This is a genomic window from Aneurinibacillus aneurinilyticus ATCC 12856 (assembly GCF_000466385.1).
Lineage (GTDB): Bacteria > Bacillota > Bacilli > Aneurinibacillales > Aneurinibacillaceae > Aneurinibacillus > Aneurinibacillus aneurinilyticus.
Map to the genome: position 1 here is coordinate 25507 of NZ_KE952830.1, position 17010 is coordinate 42516.

Below are 17010 nucleotides of genomic sequence, written 5' to 3' on the forward strand. Positions count from 1 at the left end.
TCGTTGATAGTAATTATCATTTTTATTTTGATTATATGCAGTAAATAAGCGTACGTAAACTATTATTCGCAAAAAATAATTACCAAATAGAAAAAAGGGAACGCGCAAGACCGCTGCTCCCTTCTATAATTTCCATTTATTTTCCTTTATTTTTTATGCCGGATGCATGAAGCAGCTCCGCGAACACAGCCGCCATGTCCATATCTTTAAAGCCGTGATTTGCCGCCGCAGCATATGATTGATATGCTGCGGACGTAGCCGGAAGCACGCTACCATTTTTGTGTGCCTGTTCAAGCACAAGTCCGAAATCTTTTAGCATGTGTTTAAGCGCAAAAGCCGCCGGATACTCCTCTTTCGCCAAAAGTTCTCTTTTAAACCCAAGGAATGGGGTCGCAACTGCTGTCTGTTGCATCATATCGAGCACTGTACTGCGTTCCAAACCAAATTTCTCCGCCAGAACAAGCGACTCACTAATTCCTTGCATGGTCATCCCAAGCAATAGATTAATAACAAGCTTTGCTTTTTCTCCACTGCCATTCTCTCCAAAATAAAGGCTTTCCTTTCCCATTGCCTGGAATACATCCTGTAATGTGTCAAACGCATCTTTTGGACCACCTGCTAAAATAACAAGGTTTGCAGTTTCCGCCGCATTTACGCTACCGGATACAGGAGCATCCAGCATAGTAATTCCCATCTCTTTTGCCATATCTGCCAGCATGCATGAGATATCAGGTGAAACTGTGCTCATATCTACCAGCAACGTCGGCGCTTCTATGTAATCGAGAATACCGTTATCGCCTGCGATAATCTCCTCGACCGCTTTGTTATCGGCCAGCATCGTAATCACAACGTCTTTTTCGCACACAGCATCAACCAGCGACTCTGCTACTTCCAATCCATGCTCTTGCAGGGGAAGAGCTTTTTCATACGTACGATTATATACAGTTACATAAAATCCAGCTTTATGCAGATTCAAAGCCATCGGCACTCCCATATTTCCCAGGCCGATAAAGCCGATCCGTTTACTCATTATTCTACTCTCCTTTAATACGACAAAACTATCGTTTTCTTTATGAATGCATACTGTTCCTATTATAACGTAAATGTATCAGGGAGGCAGTATCAATACGAATAGCCCTGTCCCTTCGCAAGACACGGCCGATTTCAACAAAATTTATGCAGTATATATGATTTCAAGTCAATAATGCGCGGACGTTCAAACCGTTCTGCCGTTTCGTCTGTAATAATAAGCGAGACCGTCGAATCGGTTTCGTGCAATGAGCCGTGACACGCCCCTCCTCTATGGATAGGATCGTTTGGTGTAAAAAATTCGTATCCCGGTCTGGCAGTCGCTACAACTACTTCTCCTTCCTGAGCATATAACGCACCGTACAAACGGGAAAAGATATCTGGATAGCTGCGAAAAAAAAGAATAGGGACGCTATCTTCCGGATTCTCCCTTGGTACAGCATCTGCAATGGCTAAGTCTCCTTCTACCTTCCACTCCCTGCCGTACTCATCCCTCATATCCTTGCCAGGGGCAAAAAAGAGCGTCTTTTTTCCGTATCCAATCCGAACACCCCTGCGTTCCTTCCAGGCCAGAATATCTATACGTGTATCCATAGATAGTCGCTTTATAACCTCTTTCTGGACACCTTCCTGCAAAGGATAAAAGTAGCACATACGCTCATTGTTACAAACGACAATATCATCCTCTTGCGGCTGCACGCATTCGGCTTGTGCAATCTTCATCCCCTGGAAGTGCTGTGCTACATTAATGGTAGCCTCGGTTTCAACACCGATTCTGGTCTGTCCATGATCTCCTACGATAATAAATTTGCATTGCGCAATCGCTTTTTCAGGGCTTCCGAAACTATTGAGCAGCCGGCCAATGTGGCGATCTACACGGGCAAGAATTTGTGGTCCGTTGTCTGGCTTACGATGATAGGCATAATCCATATCCGGCATATAAATCATCGTCAAATCAGGAAGTTTTCTCTTGCGGATAAGCCGACAGACAGCATCTATTGCAAACCGATCGTTCAAACCGTATCTCTGAAACATTGTATGATGAAAATTCCATCCTAGCGAACGCATGAAGCCTGATTCAATAAATCGGCCAACCGTACAAATATCAGGACCACTGACCTGTGCCGACGGAAGGCCTGCAAGAAAAATTTTAGACAAACCGGGCTTGCGAAGGCGATACTTGCGGGGTCCACGATGTGCGGCAAAATTTAAGGAAGCAGAGGTTTTACCATGATGTGCTAGCTCCTCGAACAAAGTAAACACAGTTCTGTGCATATGCGTTTCATTTAACCCGATCAATATATCGTGCGCACACCTCTGCATCCCCATACGCCAAACTGATTTGCTACCGTTAATATAATTTACCACCCGCCTCTCCTTTCGCGAATACCAGATAAGGCCGGGAATGCCATGCATTTCGGGATAAGCACCCGTGCTAAGAGAAGCATCCACGCTTGCGGACATGGTAGGAAATACAGTCACACAGCGATCCCAATACGCACCTTGCTCCACTAAGAACGAAAGTGCCGGAACACTGCCTCGATTCCTGGCTTCCTGCAGAACATGCGGCATGAACGAATCGACTAAAATAAAAATAAGTTTTTTACCCATTTCCATTTCACCGCCTTCCCTCTCATTATGTTCATTCCCTATGCTTTCTATTTACATTTCCCTCCCTGATGTATCATATTTTAAATAAACGCCTGGATAGCATATAAGCTTTCCGGGCGTTTATTTCCTATATCATCTATTTACTTTTCCGTCATCTTCTCGGACATGCGTAACAAATCCAGTTCTTCTTCTGCCAGTTCCCTATATTCCCCTGGCTCCAAATTTTCATCCAGTTCTAATTTTCCCATGGCAATTCGCTTTAAATACGTAACCTTTTTCCCTACCGCTTCAAACATGCGTTTTACTTGATGATACTTTCCTTCATAAATAACCAGCTCAATCTCGGAAATGCTTCCCTGAACAAGAATCGTTAACTCAGCTGGCAGCGTTTTATACCCGTCGTCGAGCGTTACGCCTTTGCGAAACGCTCTTCCATCTTCTTCTGTCACCCGGCCTTCAATCCGGGCAAAATACCGTTTTGGCACGTGCTTTCTAGGCGAAAGAAGCTCATGTGCCAGCTTACCGTCATTTGTAAGCAACAATAACCCTTCTGTATCCTTGTCAAGGCGGCCAACCGGAAATACTTCGAACGCAAAAAATTCCGGGTCTAGCAAATCGACCACAGTCTCTTCCATCATATCCTCTGTAGCCGAGATAACGCCCTGCGGCTTATTCATCATTACATATACAAATTCTCGATAACGAACAATTTCTCCGAAAATCTCCACTTCCTGCGTATTTGGTTCAACGTGTGCACTGCTGTCTTTGATCGGTTTGCCGTCCACTTTTACCGCTCCACTTTTGCACAGCTTCTTAATCTCTTTACGGGAACCATATCCCATATTAGAAAGCAGCTTGTCCAGCCTCATCGTATTTCACATCCTTTGTTTCTCTGTCGTCCTTTTGCATGTATCCCGCCTTAACAGGCAATAATCCTCCACTGGGTGAATTTTCATTTTATGCACCGTCTATCCAGCGCCATCCGGCGGGATACATATTTTTCAGCGATGTGCCTGTCCCTTTGGCCCAGCCAAGCGGATACCCATCTACACAGACCAGATTCCAACCCTTTTCAGCCTGGATCATCAGCGTTTCTCCCTTTACATACCGGATAACGTCAGGATCATTCGCCGTGAAATAAACCGTGTGTGCCGCATCCGTTGCCTGAAGTCCCATAGCAAATGCCTGGGAAGGCTCGAATCTTTTTTTCTTTATCGTACCCAACAGCCATCCCTGGCGGGCAAGCCGTAGATGCTTCAAATCCGGAAGCCCCATTGGAGATAAAAATACGCGGTCGTCATGCATCGTTAGCGTAAAAAGGCTATCTTCAAATCCTTTCCAATTGGGAAGCGTTTCTTTCACGAAAGTATAGAAATCGGGCAATTCCTTTTCCAGTGACTTCTTTCCTTTTGTCATTGAATAAGCTGGAGCAGGGTCCGTCATTTCACCGGCTTTCTGTAGTAGAGCCACATAATGCCCCTCGCCTTTTATACGGTGCGGCCAAAGACGCGCAGTTCCACTTATCTGCGCATAAGAAACGGCACTTCTCGTCCATTCAGGCCGTCCCTTCTCCCAACCTTCATGCATATACACCGGAACGACGGAGAAGTCCGGATGCCTATCCAAAAACTCCGCAATCATCTGTTCATTCTCTTCAGGCGCAAACGTACATGTAGAATAAAGCAGGCGACCACCTGGACGTAGCATCCGGGCAGCATCCATAAGAATCGAACGCTGCATTCCACAGCACGCCTCAATGGCCGTCTCGCTCCAGTTTTTCATCATATCCGGTTCTTTACGGAACATTCCTTCACCGGAACACGGTGCATCGACCAATATTTTATCAAAATATTCGGGGAAGACTACAGCTAATTTATCGGGAGTTTCATTGGTCACAACCGCATTACGGATTCCATATAGTTCGACGTTTTTCACCAGTGCCTTCACCCGGTTTGGATTATTATCATTCGTTACAAGGATACCTTCTCCTTGCAGGGATGCAGCTAATTGTGTGGTCTTGCCGCCAGGAGCTGCACATAAATCAAGGACTCTCTCCCCTGGATGAACATCCAGTACAGAGGCCGGAGACATCGCACTCGGTTCCTGGATATAATACAAACCGGCATGGTAATACGGATGTTTGGCTGGTCGCAAATTCTCTGGATAGTAGAAGCCGTCTTCTGTCCAAGGGACTGGAGATAGCGGCCAATCTACCCGCGCAAGAAGAGTGTCCGGAGAAAGCTTCAACCGATTCACCCGCAATCCCTGTCTACGGGGTTCCATATACGAGGCAATAAATGCCCTATGCTCTTCTTCACTGAGCAAGCTCTTCATTCTCGCTGCAAAAGCTTCAGGGATGTTCATCCATCCTCTTCCTCCTTTAATTTTTCACAGAAAAAGGAGGGAGCCACGCTCCCTCCATCTATTTATTCGCGTATCTACCTGTTATTTCTATTCGTCAGCGCCAATCTCTTCTTCCTGTAATTCTTGCAGGCCGCCTTCGTACCAATGGTCAAGCACCCGGGCTTCCAGCACTTTACATTCAATGTAATTCGCCTGTTGCTCAGTGAACAAGTGTTTCCATTCCACCTCAAGATCTCTAGCGAGGCGAACGACTGTCAGGAGTTCCTGCCAGGCCACATATCGTTTGTACCAAAAAAACTGGGGATGTTCATTCATATACGGATACAGATCGTCGAACTCTGTATGCTTACAATCCAGCGCACGTTCGAAATGTGTCTTGGCATTGGAAAGTTGCTCTTCAAAAAAACGGGCAATATCCCGACTTGTATTCATAACAACCCCTCCTTATCTTCTCCTTGTTCTCCATTATAACAAATCCTTATCCATTTGCGGACATTTCTTTACAGTTACGGATTGTTCCCCTCACCTGAAGCCGCGTTACGTCCGTTGCCTTTCCCGTTCCCTCTGCCCGTTCTTTCATTATTTTGGCCGGGCGGAACTATTCCTGTGCCGGTTCCCTGTTGATTCGAGTCACCAGGATTCACCTGGCCGGGATTTTGCTGATTCGGATCGGTTGTATTCGGGTTGTTCGGATCGGTCTGCTGATCCGGATTATTCGGATCGGTTGTATTCGGGTTATTCGGATCGGTCTGCTGATTCGGATCAGTCGATTGATCTTGCTGTGGCTCCGGCACCGTTATAGTCGCCATATTGGACATGTTTCCTTCTTCACCTGTCTCTGCGTTGTACGGTACGACCACATATGTGTACATTTTGCTCGCATCAAACGTATCCGTATAGCCTGACGATCCGGTTTCGGCAATCATTTCTTTTTCAGATGGCGAACCAAGGAAACGATACAGACGATATTTCACCCGGTTATCTCTTGTACCGCCCCAGCTGATGTTTACATTCTGACCGGTTTCATCAACGGTGGCACTCAAATCTCCAATTGACGGAAGTGATACTGGCGGTTCCGCAGGCTTCACGCCTTCAGGACGTTCGAAATCCTTACGCTCTTTATCTTCCATCGCCTTCGCCATGACTTTACTGAACAGGGCGGCAGGCTCTGCGCCTCCCGTCGTCCGCAGATGATATTTGTCGTTCGTCACATCGTACCCCATATAAATCGAGCCGACATAATCCGGCGTATAGCCTACAAACCATGCGTAGCGGGTGCCTCTTGACACCTTTTTGCTGTCATATTGCTGGGTTCCGGTTTTTCCCGCCAGCGGATGACCGAACCGCGCCTTTCTTCCGGTTCCTTCCCTTACCGCATTTTGCAACATTTCTGTCATATAGTAGGCAGTTTGCGGGCTTACTACTTGTGTTTCATTCTTCTGCTCTGATATAGAGCCGCCATCGCGGAATTGAATCTCTTTGATAACGTGTGCCTTATTCATCTTACCATTGTTGGCAAAGGTGGAATACGCCTGAGCCATTTGAATCGGCGTTGCCCCTTTCTGCATGCCGCCAAGCGCAAGTGACAAGTAATTCTCTTCTTCCGGCTCCGGTGTAATGCCGAATTTCTTCAGATAGCTCACTCCGGTAGACAATCCAACCTCATTCAATGTCCACACCGCCGCCGCGTTTCGAGAATCTACGACCGCCTTGTTCATCGTAATGCTACCGGCATACCCTTCATTTCCGTAGTTTCTCGGTGTCCAGTTTTGATATTTGCGGTATGTCTTTTTCTCATCTTTTACTATCGTATATGGTGTCCAGCCTTTTTCAAGCGCCGGCGCATAGTCAATAAGCGGCTTAAGGGTCGAGCCTGGCTGCACTTTCATTTCTGCCCGGTTCAATCCTTTTCTTACATAGTCGCGTCCGCCCATCATAGCAGTGATACCCCCGGTCTTCGTCTCCATAATAACCATGGCTGACTGAACCTTCGGATCGGTACCACCCGGGAAATTACTGTCTTTCTTATATTCCTCAAACATCGCCTTCTGTGCCTTGCTGTCCATGTACGTAATGATTTTGTAGCCACCATAATACAATTGATCTTCCGTAATGCCTAGCTGACTCTCCGCCTCGTCGGTCATATAGTCAATATATGCTCGATACTCTTCACTAATCCTGGAGCTATTAGGCGGATTATCCTGTACTTTCACCGGTTTCTTCTGGGCTTGCTCTTTCTGCTGTTCTGTAATAAAGCCGTTCTTCTCCATTAGCGAGAGAACAAGGTTACGGCGCTTCAAAGCATTATCTGGATGGTCGATCGGATTATACGTATTTGGCGCCTTTGGCAGCGCGGCCAATGTTGCCCCCTCTTCTAGGGAGAGCTGCTCAACCGATTTTCCGAAATAATATTTCGATGCGGCTTGAATACCGACCCTTCCTTTTCCTGCATAGAAGGCGTTTAAATACATTTCCATGATTTGTGGTTTAGAATATTGGCGCTCCAGATTCATTGCAATCATGATTTCTTTCGTTTTCCGCATGAATGTTTTGTCATGGGAGAGGAAGATATTCCGGGCTAGCTGCTGGGTAATTGTACTTGCCCCTTCCGCTTTGCTTCCGCTGATAATATCTTTGACAATCGCACGTCCGATCCCGATTGGGTCGATACCGTTATGTTCATAAAAGCGATTGTCTTCGGTAGCGATAAATGCATCTACAACATGCTTCGGTATTTTATCAAATGTTACAAGCTGCCTATCCTCCGTTCCTAATCGGGCGATTTCTGTTTTACCGTCCGAAGCGTATACTTTGGATGTTTCCTTCAATTCCAGCTTGCTCTCGTCAATCATCTGACTTCCGGCCACATACAGCGCCGAACATCCACCGATACTTAAGACGAGGAAAAGCGCAGTCATAAAAATGATGATGCCCCAAGGCCCTTTCCAGAATGACTTTCGCTTTTTCGCTGGCTTTCTTGAACGTCGTTTTTCCATGTTTCGTTTAACCCCCTAATAATGTACAGAAGGATAACAACAATACATAATAATACACATATTTATACAGAACAAAACCGCAAAAAGTTGCAAAAAAACGGATATTTTCTTCCTGATCCCCGAAACGAAAAAAGAGCCATGGTGCAGGCTCTTTTTCTCTCTATACGTCTACATCATTACGTTTCGCCTTTTGCAGGATCATCATCGCAGCACGAAATTCTTCCATATCAATCATGCTCTCCTGGTATAATTCGCGCAATTCTTCTTCCCACATCTCATAGTCGGTTAGCCTGTCTCCCATGTAGATGACAATGCCGAACCGGCGAAGCAATGCCTTTACATCCAGAATGTTATTGATTCCATCCATTGAGCGGATCGCTACCCTTCATATCCTTCCTTTCGGTATTCTACAACAACTTCCGTCCCAAGTCCACCACGAGCATTCCATAGCGCTTCCACTCGCATATACAGCGGCTCCGCTACTTTTACGAGATCTTCCAGAATTTTGTTTGTTACATGCTCCTGGTAAATGCCAACATTCCTGTAAGATGTCAGGTAAAATTTGAGCGATTTCATCTCGATAAGCTTTTCGTTCGGAATAAAAATGATTTTAATATCCGCAAAATCTGGAAGGCCGGACCATGGACATACAGAAGTGAATTCATTCGTCGGAATCGTCACTTCCGTTTTCTTGCCCACATATTCATATGGAATGGTTTCCAGAATCTCCTCCATAATAGCAGAGCGGTCCTGAGTATCAAAGCGAATTTTATTGTATTTATCATAATCGTGCTGTATTTGACTCATCATTTATTCATCCTTTCTGATAAGAAATTGGGTCCTTAACTCCTGCTTCTGCAAATCCTTTCAAGCGTAGGCGACAACTGTCACATTCGCCGCAAGCCTCGGCACCACCTTGATAGCAGGACGTGCTGAGTTCATACGGAACGCCTAGCGCAAGCCCCCATTCAATCGTTTCTTTTTTCGATAGATGCGCGAGCGGCGCTTCGATACGAATACCCGTTCCCTTGGCACCAGCCTTCGTGGCCAAATGTACCGTCTCATTCATCGAACGGATAAACTCCGGGCGACAATCCGGGTAACCGCTGTAATCGACGGCACTTACTCCAATATAGATTACCTCCGCCCCTACTACTTCCGCATAGGCTACGGCAAGCGAAAGAAAAATCATGTTGCGTGCCGGAACGTACGTGGCTGGTATTTCTTCCTCATCCGCCGCATTTGCCTGTACGACCGGAACCTCAATATTTGTATCGGTTAGCGCGCTCCCCCCAATTTGCCCCAGAAAATCCAGATTAACAAGGCGATGGGCCGGTACACCGTAAAAATCTGCTATCTTCTTGGCTTGTTCAACTTCCCTATTATGCCGCTGCCCATAATAAAACGTGAGTGGATATAGCTCATATCCCGCATCTTTGGCAATGCCCATACATGTTGTACTGTCCAAACCGCCGCTTAATACGACGACCGCTTTTTTTTCCATATTGCTCCCCCTCCCTACACACCTCGTGTTTCCGGGTCCCAGATTACTTTATGAATCTGCATATTCAACCGGGCTCTTCCTTCCTGTGGCCGATAACGAAGAATAAGTGCCGCCAGATCGGCAGGCGGCATCGTCTCCCATACCGGGCTAAACAGTGCAGTAGCTTGGGTCGGATGCTGCCCGAGAATATTCAGTGCATGAAAAAAATCGGCTTCGTCGCCGACAACAAATTTGACTTCGTCCTGCGGCCCAAGAATAAAAAAGTTTTCAAGATGCATCTTCGCTGTCTCACCGCTCGTCGGCAACTTATAATCCATAACAAAGCGAACCTTGCTGCCCATGCTTCTATCCTGTTCGCGCAGCGAGCTAAATGGCATCAGATCAATGGCTCCATTCGTCTCAATATGAATATCCCATACAGTCGGCAGCTGCGACAGGTGATAGATGAGTGACTGTGACTTAACTCCATGCATAAGCGGCTCCCCACCTGTCAGACAAATAACACCGTGTCCATACGATACAGTCCGTTCTACGATCTCTGCAATGCTTGTGATGAAAGCGGCTTTCTCAGGCGCATAACTATAGGGCGTATCACACCATGTACAGCGTAGATTGCAGTTGAATACACGCACGAACGTAGTTGGATATCCCGCCATTCTACCTTCGCCTTCTACTGTCTCGAACAGTTCGACCATCGGTAGCTTCAAGTCTCTGCGAAGCTTCTCAATATCAATCATTGTCTTCCATCCATTCCCGTTTCAATGTGGCGTAGCTGGTCGGCGTCTCGTACAGTACTAATTCCTCAATGCGTGTACCGTGCTTTTTCCAGCCACGGTACTCGATTTCCTCATCAATTTGTTCCCATATCCACACAATCATGTTCTCTGCCGTCGTATTCATGGGAGGGAGTACTTCATTCAGATATTTATGGTCAAGCCGGGCCTTAATCGTATGTTCATACACTTTTTTGATATCGCCAAAGTCCACGCAAATACCAATATCATCGACAAATCCGCTCATCGTAATTATCAGCTTATACGTATGACCGTGCAGACTTTTACATTTCCCTTCGTATAGATGAAGATGATGTGCAGAGTCAAACGTAAATTCCTTCGTAAGCGCCACCCTGCGCTGGTGGTAACGAAGCTGCTCCGGCTGAATGTCTTCGTATAGCAGCTGCACACTGCGCGGAATTTCGAATCCGGACATGTATATTCCCTCCTGCTTGTTCTAAACTTATGGCCCACCTCCGGAAAATAAAAATGGGACCCCTAACATGGCGGTCCCATTTTTTTGTCTTTGTTACAATAAAAAATCCCCTTCACCAGGGGATAGGATAGACAATACTCCGGTGGTATTTTTAACGTTGGTTTCGCCACACAACAACGATGTATTCAATTACACCCGTTCATTATACTGGATGTTCTGTTAAAAATTCAAGCAAAAAGTCATACAGATTCGGATTTGCCGCCAAAATACTGCTGCGTTCTCCAAACGGAACTTCGTTGCCATCCAACGTTGTAATCCGGCAGCCTGCCTCCTGAACAAGCAGCAGACCTGCACCATAATCCCACGGGTTTAGCCCAAGGCTAATGTAGGCGTCCAACCTTCCTGCTGCTACATAGGCCAGCTCCAGTGCAGCCACGCCATAGACACGAACCCCGCGCGAACGATGGGCAAGACGCTGCGCTTTCTCCGAAAGACCGCTCTTCATCGCCCGCCGATTCCAGAACAGACTCGTCGACCATAGCGCTTCTTTCATCTCTTTATTTCGTTCCACTTGCAAAGGGCTATCATTAAGAAACACGCCGCCCCCGCGTTCCGCATAGAATAATTCCTTACGGGTAGGATCATAGACGGCACCTACCTGGCATACACCTTTATGATATGCAGCAATAGATATACAGTAATTCTGTTGCTGATGAACAAAATTTGTCGTTCCATCGATCGGGTCCACCATCCAGACCGTGTCAAAATCAAACGGTTTACAGGCTACCAGACCCTCTTCGCCAAGCACTCCATGTTCAGGGTACTTTTTTATAATTTCATCTATTACCATTTGCTCTACCGCCCGGTCAACGGAAGTAACCAGATCGGACGCAGAAGATTTGTATGTGACTTCCAATGGACGGGACAGCATGTCTTCAATAAGCTTTTCCGCGCTTCGCGCACAATGCTTTGCCAGCAATCCCCATTCTTTTATTTCCGTATTCTGCAAGGTTCTCGCCTCTCACTTTCGTTTCATCTTTCCTCTTATAACTTTACCCCATTTATTCAACGGGTATAAAGCAAATTTTTCTCAGCTATATAAGCAGTGTGTTTCTGATGTTTTTCTCGCTTTCCTGTTTGAATTATGATACTTTTCAGATATAAAGTGAAGCTTCACGCAGCGGAAAATCACTGTCCATTAAGACGTGATAAACAAAGCAAAGGGGGACGTATCATGGCATTTAACTGGCACGCCGCATGTGAAACGCACTGGAACAAGATATCCGCCCATTGGCAGGCCAACAGCGAGGAAATGTGGGAGACAGGCAGCCGCAAAACAATTGTACCTATATTATCCCAATATATTCGCCCAGAATCCGGCCCGATACTCGACGCCGGCTGCGGTGACGGATATGGCAGCGCAAAGCTGGCAAAACAAGGTTTTGAAGTAATAGGACTTGATATCTCGGCAGAAATGATAAACAAAGCAAAAGAACGAAAAAAACCAGAACTCGCACTCTCATTCGTAAAGGCAGACTTACGTAAGCTGCCGTTTGAAGAACGCTTCTTCCAGGCGATTCTGGCGATAAATGTCGTGGAATGGACCAACGATCCACGCGAGACGTTACTTACCCTACGGCAGCATTTGCGGCCCGGAGGCATGCTCGCGCTTGGTATTCTCGGCCCGACTGCCGCACCTCGTGAACACGGATACAAACGCCTGTATGGGGAAGATGTCGTGCTTCATACGATTATGCCCTGGGAATGCGGACGCCTGCTTCAAGAAAACGGCTACGAAATCATTCATCAGGAAGGCGTTTATAAGCGTGGCGTCACACCGGAAATGACAAAGGCGCTTTCACCGGAATTATGTCAAGCACTCAGCTTTCTGTGGATGTTTTATGCTCGCCCGTTTGAAACGTAGCTAATGTACGGAGGCCTCAGGAGAATTTCTTTTGCATGGGAGCAACTTAACGTCTTATTAACCGTCTAATTTTATAACAGATATAAAAAATCCACGTTAAGAAAGGAACATGCACACAATGAGGTGGCAACGTATCGGAGCTTCCCTCTTCATCGTGGGAAGCTTACTGGCAGTGGGGACAGGCTGTTCATCCATAGACAAGAATGCTTCGTCCGCACAAACCGTCGAAGCAAAAAACTGGGTCAAACAACAAATGAAAACCAAGCAAAATTCCATTAGCGAATGGGAGAAAGAAGCCTCCCGCCCTAAATCCGCTCCGGCTGACCAAGCCATTGCACAGCTTGCTGTTAATATTCTCTCGAAGAATGTCGCCTCTCTTATCGAAGAGAACGGCAACAACAAACCGGCACTTCTTGCAAGCGTAATGAAGAAAGAACAGCAACCGAAATCAACAGACTTGCCATCCCTGGCGTCGCTTGTATTGAAAGAAAAAAGCCAGCTGGACGGCGGGAAAACGATGTACCGCCTGGAAGGCAGTGTCTTTACTTCTGTTCCTGACAAGCTCTATCCCGTTACCATTACCGTCCGAGTGAACAACCAGGGCGAAATTGAATACTTTGAAATCGACAAATAGCAAAGAAGGCGCAAAATTTTGCGCCTTCTTTATTTAGCGGTGTTTTACTAATTGCATCTTTTCCGTCAGTTTGGTCAACGTATCGCTACGAAGATCTGTTTGTTTTCACTCATCCTGTCTTCTTTTGCTTCTGAGCGGCAATTCTTCGGAACATGCCTGGACTGGACTGTAATTCGGATGCTCCTCGATAATGCGGCGCATATTATCCAACCAGGCGCTAATGCCCGCAATTTTATCCAAATCTTTATTGGTGAAAATCGTGCGCTGAAAATATGGCTGTAGCTCATACATTCGCTCTTCTAAATTACGGTCAAAATTGTTCCAGAGCATCATCTGCCGTACCTCTTCATTATTCTTCATCACGTCGCGAATCCAATAGTATTGCGACTGACTATCGCGTATTATCTCGTATGCCCTGCGCTGATCACTTGCATACCGTTCTTCCATAACCCATTGTCTCTCCCGTTTGCTATACGCGAAATATGCAAGGAAATGGATAACAGTTGCAATAAACAACGCCAGCGTAAACACAAAGCCCATATAGTACATCCAATCTGGGAGATACATCGAACTTAAAAGTCCTATGCTTAAATGATAGCATAGCGAAATGACCCAGAAAGCGATGATAATGGGATTGGGACGCGTCATGTGCGCTTCGACCTTTTGAACAGGTCGGATGGAAATGGTCGTGAACGCTTGTAAATATGCATCGAGAAAAATGACGCTTAAGAAAAAAAGCCCCGCCTCCAGGCCGATTCGTTTCGTATAATCGACTGGAACTTTAATAAAATAAAGAAGAATGTAAATGATAACTATGTACAAAAACGCAAACGCCGCCCACACAAGGGAGCGTCCGCCTTTTCGCTTTTCTTTACGTTGACGGTATTTATCCACGCGGGAAAGGGGCTCCAAGCTGTATCACCATCTTTCTCTATCTTTCTTACGATTTGGCGGTCTCTTCTTACATAATACAATTAAGGATGACATGTAAAGGTCGGAAAGTACGATTTTTCAAACCTTTGTCCAAACAAAAGGAAAGCCTCTACATTACGCAGAGGCCGTCGTTGTCGCTTGTCTGTCTTTTCTTATTTTACCACTAATCAAAACACCTGCAACTATTGCTGCAATAACAATCCATTTTACAACCGGGTTTTCGTTAAAGAATGGAAGGATAAAGCTCTCTGAGAGCATCATCTTCGCCGACGTATAAGCAAGTACCCCTGCACCGATATAAATAAGGAAAGGAAAACGATCCATTAGCTTGATAATAACCTGGCTGCCCCAGACTACGAGTGGAATACTGATGAACAATCCGAGCACTACCATACCAGTATGTCCCTGTGCTGCACCGGCTACTGCCAGTACGTTATCAAGCCCCATCATCACATCTGCGATAACAATAGTGCGAATCGCGCCAAACAATGAAGAGCTACTCTTTATGTTTCCTTCCTCTTCTTCACCGATGAGCAGCTTATACGCAATCCAAACGAGAATGATGCCACCGATAAGATGAAGCCCAGGAATTTTCAGCAGCCAAACGACAAAAATTGTAGCCACTGCACGAATCGCAATCGCGCCTACCGTCCCCAAAATAATCGCTTTCTTCTGCTGTTCCTTTGGCAGATTGCGAGATGCGAGCCCGATAACAATCGCATTGTCGCCAGCAAGGACCAGATCAATAATAATAATGGAAAAAAGCATCGAAAAAAATTCCGCAGACAAAAATTCCATTGACCATTCCTCCTCTGTAAATTTAAATCGTACGAAGACAGCGGAAAAAGGAAAAAAATTCCTATAAAAAACACAAAAAAGACCTGGTCGAAAAACGGCACAGGTCTTGCTTACAACATTATATGCTGCCGATAGAGCCGGGGTCCCCGCCAAGGTTCCCGTAATGACGACACTATCGTTTTCAAAGCTACTCCCCTATGGGCTATTTTGTTATTTATAAAATACACCCATCAGACCCATGTGTCAATCCATAAAATAAATTGACCTCTCTAACACGCGGCTTTAAAAATGATTGAATAGACATTTTTTTTGTCATACGATAAAAGGAAGATGACCATTCCACGAAAGAGAGGGTTCGATTATGCCATCCATCAATTCATTCCTCAACCCACGTCTCAGGCAAGTGGAAAGCCTTGCTACAGCTTCCTCAAAAGCCTACTGGCAGGCAACCACCACAGGGGAGGAAAAGTACGAAAAACAATATATTGGATACCGGCAGGACCTGATTCGTCTATTTTCTAGTAAAGAAGACTATGAAGCATTAAAAGAATGGCTGGCTCACGAAACATCTCAACAGGACTTACTATTATACCGGCAACTTGTTTTACTTGAACATGAGTATATCCCTAACCAACCGGATGCAGCCCTCCTCTCTGATATCGTGCGGAAAGAAAGCGAAATTGAGGGTGAATTCACCCGTTTTCGGGTCTCCTTCAACGGGCGTCCCATATCAGACAACGAGATTCAGGATATTTTACAGAATGAAACCGATTCGGCGATCCGACGCAAGGCATGGGAAGCTAGTAAACAGATCGGATTTCAGGTAGCAGAGCGCGTTATTGAACTTGTTAAATTGCGTAATCGTGCTGCCCGAGAAGCTGGATTTAAGAATTATTACGCGATGTCTCTCCATCTTCAGGAACTGGATGAAAAGGATTTGTTCTCGATTCTTGCTAAGCTGGAAGAAGAAACAACCGAACCGTTCCGTCAGGCGAAACAAAAACTCGATGAGCAGTTAACCCGCACATTCAACATCTCTGTAGACGAAATTATGCCCTGGCATTATGCGGATCCTTTTTTCCAGGAAGCTCCACCACTGGAAAACGTGCAGCTTGACCCGTATTTCAAAGAAAAGAATATTGTCGAGATTACAAAACGCTTCTTTGCTGATATTGGACTGGACGTTGAGGATATCCTACAGCGCAGTGATCTCTTCGAACGTCCGAACAAAAATCAACATGCCTACTGTATCGATATTGATCACAGCGGAGATATCCGTGTACTGGCCAACATTCGTAACAATGAGTGGTGGATGAGTACGCTGCTGCATGAGCTTGGGCATGGGGTCTATGACAAATATATCGACAGAACGCTGCCGTACCTACTGCGCACCCCTGCCCATACACTTACAACAGAAGCCATTGCAATGTTTATGGGACGTCTGACCAAAAATCCGGAATGGCTTGTACTGTATGCAGACGTTCCACAACAGGAAGCCGAAAGGCTAGGGCAGGAGCTAAAGGCATACTTAAGCTTAAGCATGCTCATCTTCGTGCGCTGGGGGCTTGTTATGGTGCACTTTGAACATGAGATGTATCATAATCCTGATCAGGATTTGAATGCCCTATGGTGGTCACTCGTCGAACGCTTTCAATTGATTAAAAAGCCGGACGGACGAAATGAACCAGACTGGGCCGCCAAAATCCATATCGGTACCGCACCCGTATATTATCAAAATTACATTCTCGGCGAGCTAATGGCATCCCAGCTGCATTTTATGATATTAGACGAGTTGCGGAACGATTCCTATTTGAAGAAGAAAAGCACTGGTGCCTATCTTATCCGCCGTATTTTTCATCCGGGTGCTCAAATACCATGGTATGAATTACTAAAAAACGCCAATGGCGAAGGACTAAATCCACATTATTTCATCCAACAATTCATAAAGTAATACAACATCACGCCTGTTGATTGTCCATAAGATGGAAGAAAGAAGGTGCACGCGTCG

17 protein-coding genes are annotated in these 17010 nt (G+C 45.8%); 3 read left to right on the forward strand and 14 right to left on the reverse strand.

Annotated elements, in window-relative coordinates:
- Window positions 1–136 precede the first annotated feature (136 nt).
- From HMPREF0083_RS16340 to HMPREF0083_RS16395, 12 genes are all read right to left on the reverse strand, one after another.
- The gene (locus HMPREF0083_RS16340; protein WP_021622690.1) at window positions 137–1030 is read right to left on the reverse strand and encodes an NAD(P)-dependent oxidoreductase; all 894 of its coding nucleotides are present in this window, start codon (window positions 1028–1030) and stop codon (window positions 137–139) included.
- A 134-nt stretch (window positions 1031–1164) separates the two neighbouring features.
- The gene (locus HMPREF0083_RS16345; protein WP_040303192.1) at window positions 1165–2640 is read right to left on the reverse strand and encodes an alkaline phosphatase family protein; all 1476 of its coding nucleotides are present in this window, start codon (window positions 2638–2640) and stop codon (window positions 1165–1167) included.
- A gap of 140 nt (window positions 2641–2780) precedes the next feature.
- On the reverse strand, window positions 2781–3509 hold the full coding sequence (locus tag HMPREF0083_RS16350) for a pseudouridine synthase (RefSeq protein WP_021622692.1): 729 nt from the start codon (window positions 3507–3509) through the stop codon (window positions 2781–2783).
- Between the two features lie 88 nt (window positions 3510–3597).
- Window positions 3598–5004: an RsmB/NOP family class I SAM-dependent RNA methyltransferase gene (locus tag HMPREF0083_RS16355; protein WP_021622693.1), complete on the reverse strand. Its 1407-nt coding sequence runs from the start codon at window positions 5002–5004 to the stop codon at window positions 3598–3600.
- A gap of 87 nt (window positions 5005–5091) precedes the next feature.
- Window positions 5092–5436, reverse strand: a complete 345-nt coding sequence (locus HMPREF0083_RS16360; RefSeq protein WP_021622694.1) for a hypothetical protein — start codon at window positions 5434–5436, stop codon at window positions 5092–5094.
- Between the two features lie 74 nt (window positions 5437–5510).
- The gene (locus HMPREF0083_RS16365; protein WP_021622695.1) at window positions 5511–8000 is read right to left on the reverse strand and encodes a transglycosylase domain-containing protein; all 2490 of its coding nucleotides are present in this window, start codon (window positions 7998–8000) and stop codon (window positions 5511–5513) included.
- 160 nt (window positions 8001–8160) lie between these two features.
- Window positions 8161–8367 carry a YqgQ family protein gene (locus tag HMPREF0083_RS16370; protein WP_021622696.1) on the reverse strand — a complete coding sequence of 69 codons (207 nt, stop codon included), beginning with the start codon at window positions 8365–8367 and terminating at the stop codon, window positions 8161–8163.
- 11 nt (window positions 8368–8378) lie between these two features.
- Entirely contained in the window at window positions 8379–8810 is a 432-nt protein-coding gene (queF, locus tag HMPREF0083_RS16375) for a preQ(1) synthase (RefSeq protein WP_021622697.1), read from the reverse strand.
- A gap of 4 nt (window positions 8811–8814) precedes the next feature.
- Window positions 8815–9504 carry a 7-cyano-7-deazaguanine synthase QueC gene (gene queC / locus HMPREF0083_RS16380; RefSeq protein ID WP_021622698.1) on the reverse strand — a complete coding sequence of 230 codons (690 nt, stop codon included), beginning with the start codon at window positions 9502–9504 and terminating at the stop codon, window positions 8815–8817.
- 14 nt (window positions 9505–9518) lie between these two features.
- Window positions 9519–10241 carry a 7-carboxy-7-deazaguanine synthase QueE gene (locus HMPREF0083_RS16385; RefSeq protein ID WP_021622699.1) on the reverse strand — a complete coding sequence of 241 codons (723 nt, stop codon included), beginning with the start codon at window positions 10239–10241 and terminating at the stop codon, window positions 9519–9521.
- Window positions 10234–10713, reverse strand: coding sequence for a 6-carboxytetrahydropterin synthase QueD (gene queD / locus HMPREF0083_RS16390; protein ID WP_021622700.1), 480 nt, complete (start codon window positions 10711–10713; stop codon window positions 10234–10236). Before queD ends, HMPREF0083_RS16385 begins: the two co-directional genes overlap by 8 nt.
- A gap of 202 nt (window positions 10714–10915) precedes the next feature.
- A complete protein-coding gene (locus tag HMPREF0083_RS16395; protein WP_021622701.1) occupies window positions 10916–11722 on the reverse strand; it encodes an inositol monophosphatase family protein in 807 nt (268 codons plus the stop codon).
- Between the two features lie 225 nt (window positions 11723–11947).
- On the opposite strand from HMPREF0083_RS16395, the gene HMPREF0083_RS16400 reads away from it, so the two are divergent.
- Entirely contained in the window at window positions 11948–12637 is a 690-nt protein-coding gene (locus HMPREF0083_RS16400) for a class I SAM-dependent methyltransferase (protein ID WP_040303167.1), read from the forward strand.
- A gap of 118 nt (window positions 12638–12755) precedes the next feature.
- A complete protein-coding gene (locus HMPREF0083_RS16405; protein ID WP_021622703.1) occupies window positions 12756–13271 on the forward strand; it encodes a hypothetical protein in 516 nt (171 codons plus the stop codon).
- Between the two features lie 105 nt (window positions 13272–13376).
- Here HMPREF0083_RS16405 and HMPREF0083_RS16410 read toward each other — a convergent pair whose 3' ends face one another.
- Window positions 13377–14165, reverse strand: a complete 789-nt coding sequence (locus HMPREF0083_RS16410) for a hypothetical protein (protein ID WP_021622704.1) — start codon at window positions 14163–14165, stop codon at window positions 13377–13379.
- Window positions 14166–14318: 153 nt separating this feature from the next.
- Window positions 14319–15002 carry a TerC family protein gene (locus HMPREF0083_RS16415; protein WP_040303170.1) on the reverse strand — a complete coding sequence of 228 codons (684 nt, stop codon included), beginning with the start codon at window positions 15000–15002 and terminating at the stop codon, window positions 14319–14321.
- A 361-nt stretch (window positions 15003–15363) separates the two neighbouring features.
- Between HMPREF0083_RS16415 and HMPREF0083_RS16420 the strand changes: the two genes are divergently transcribed.
- Window positions 15364–16953, forward strand: coding sequence for a M2 family metallopeptidase (locus tag HMPREF0083_RS16420; RefSeq protein ID WP_021622707.1), 1590 nt, complete (start codon window positions 15364–15366; stop codon window positions 16951–16953).
- Window positions 16954–17010: the final 57 nt, after the last annotated feature.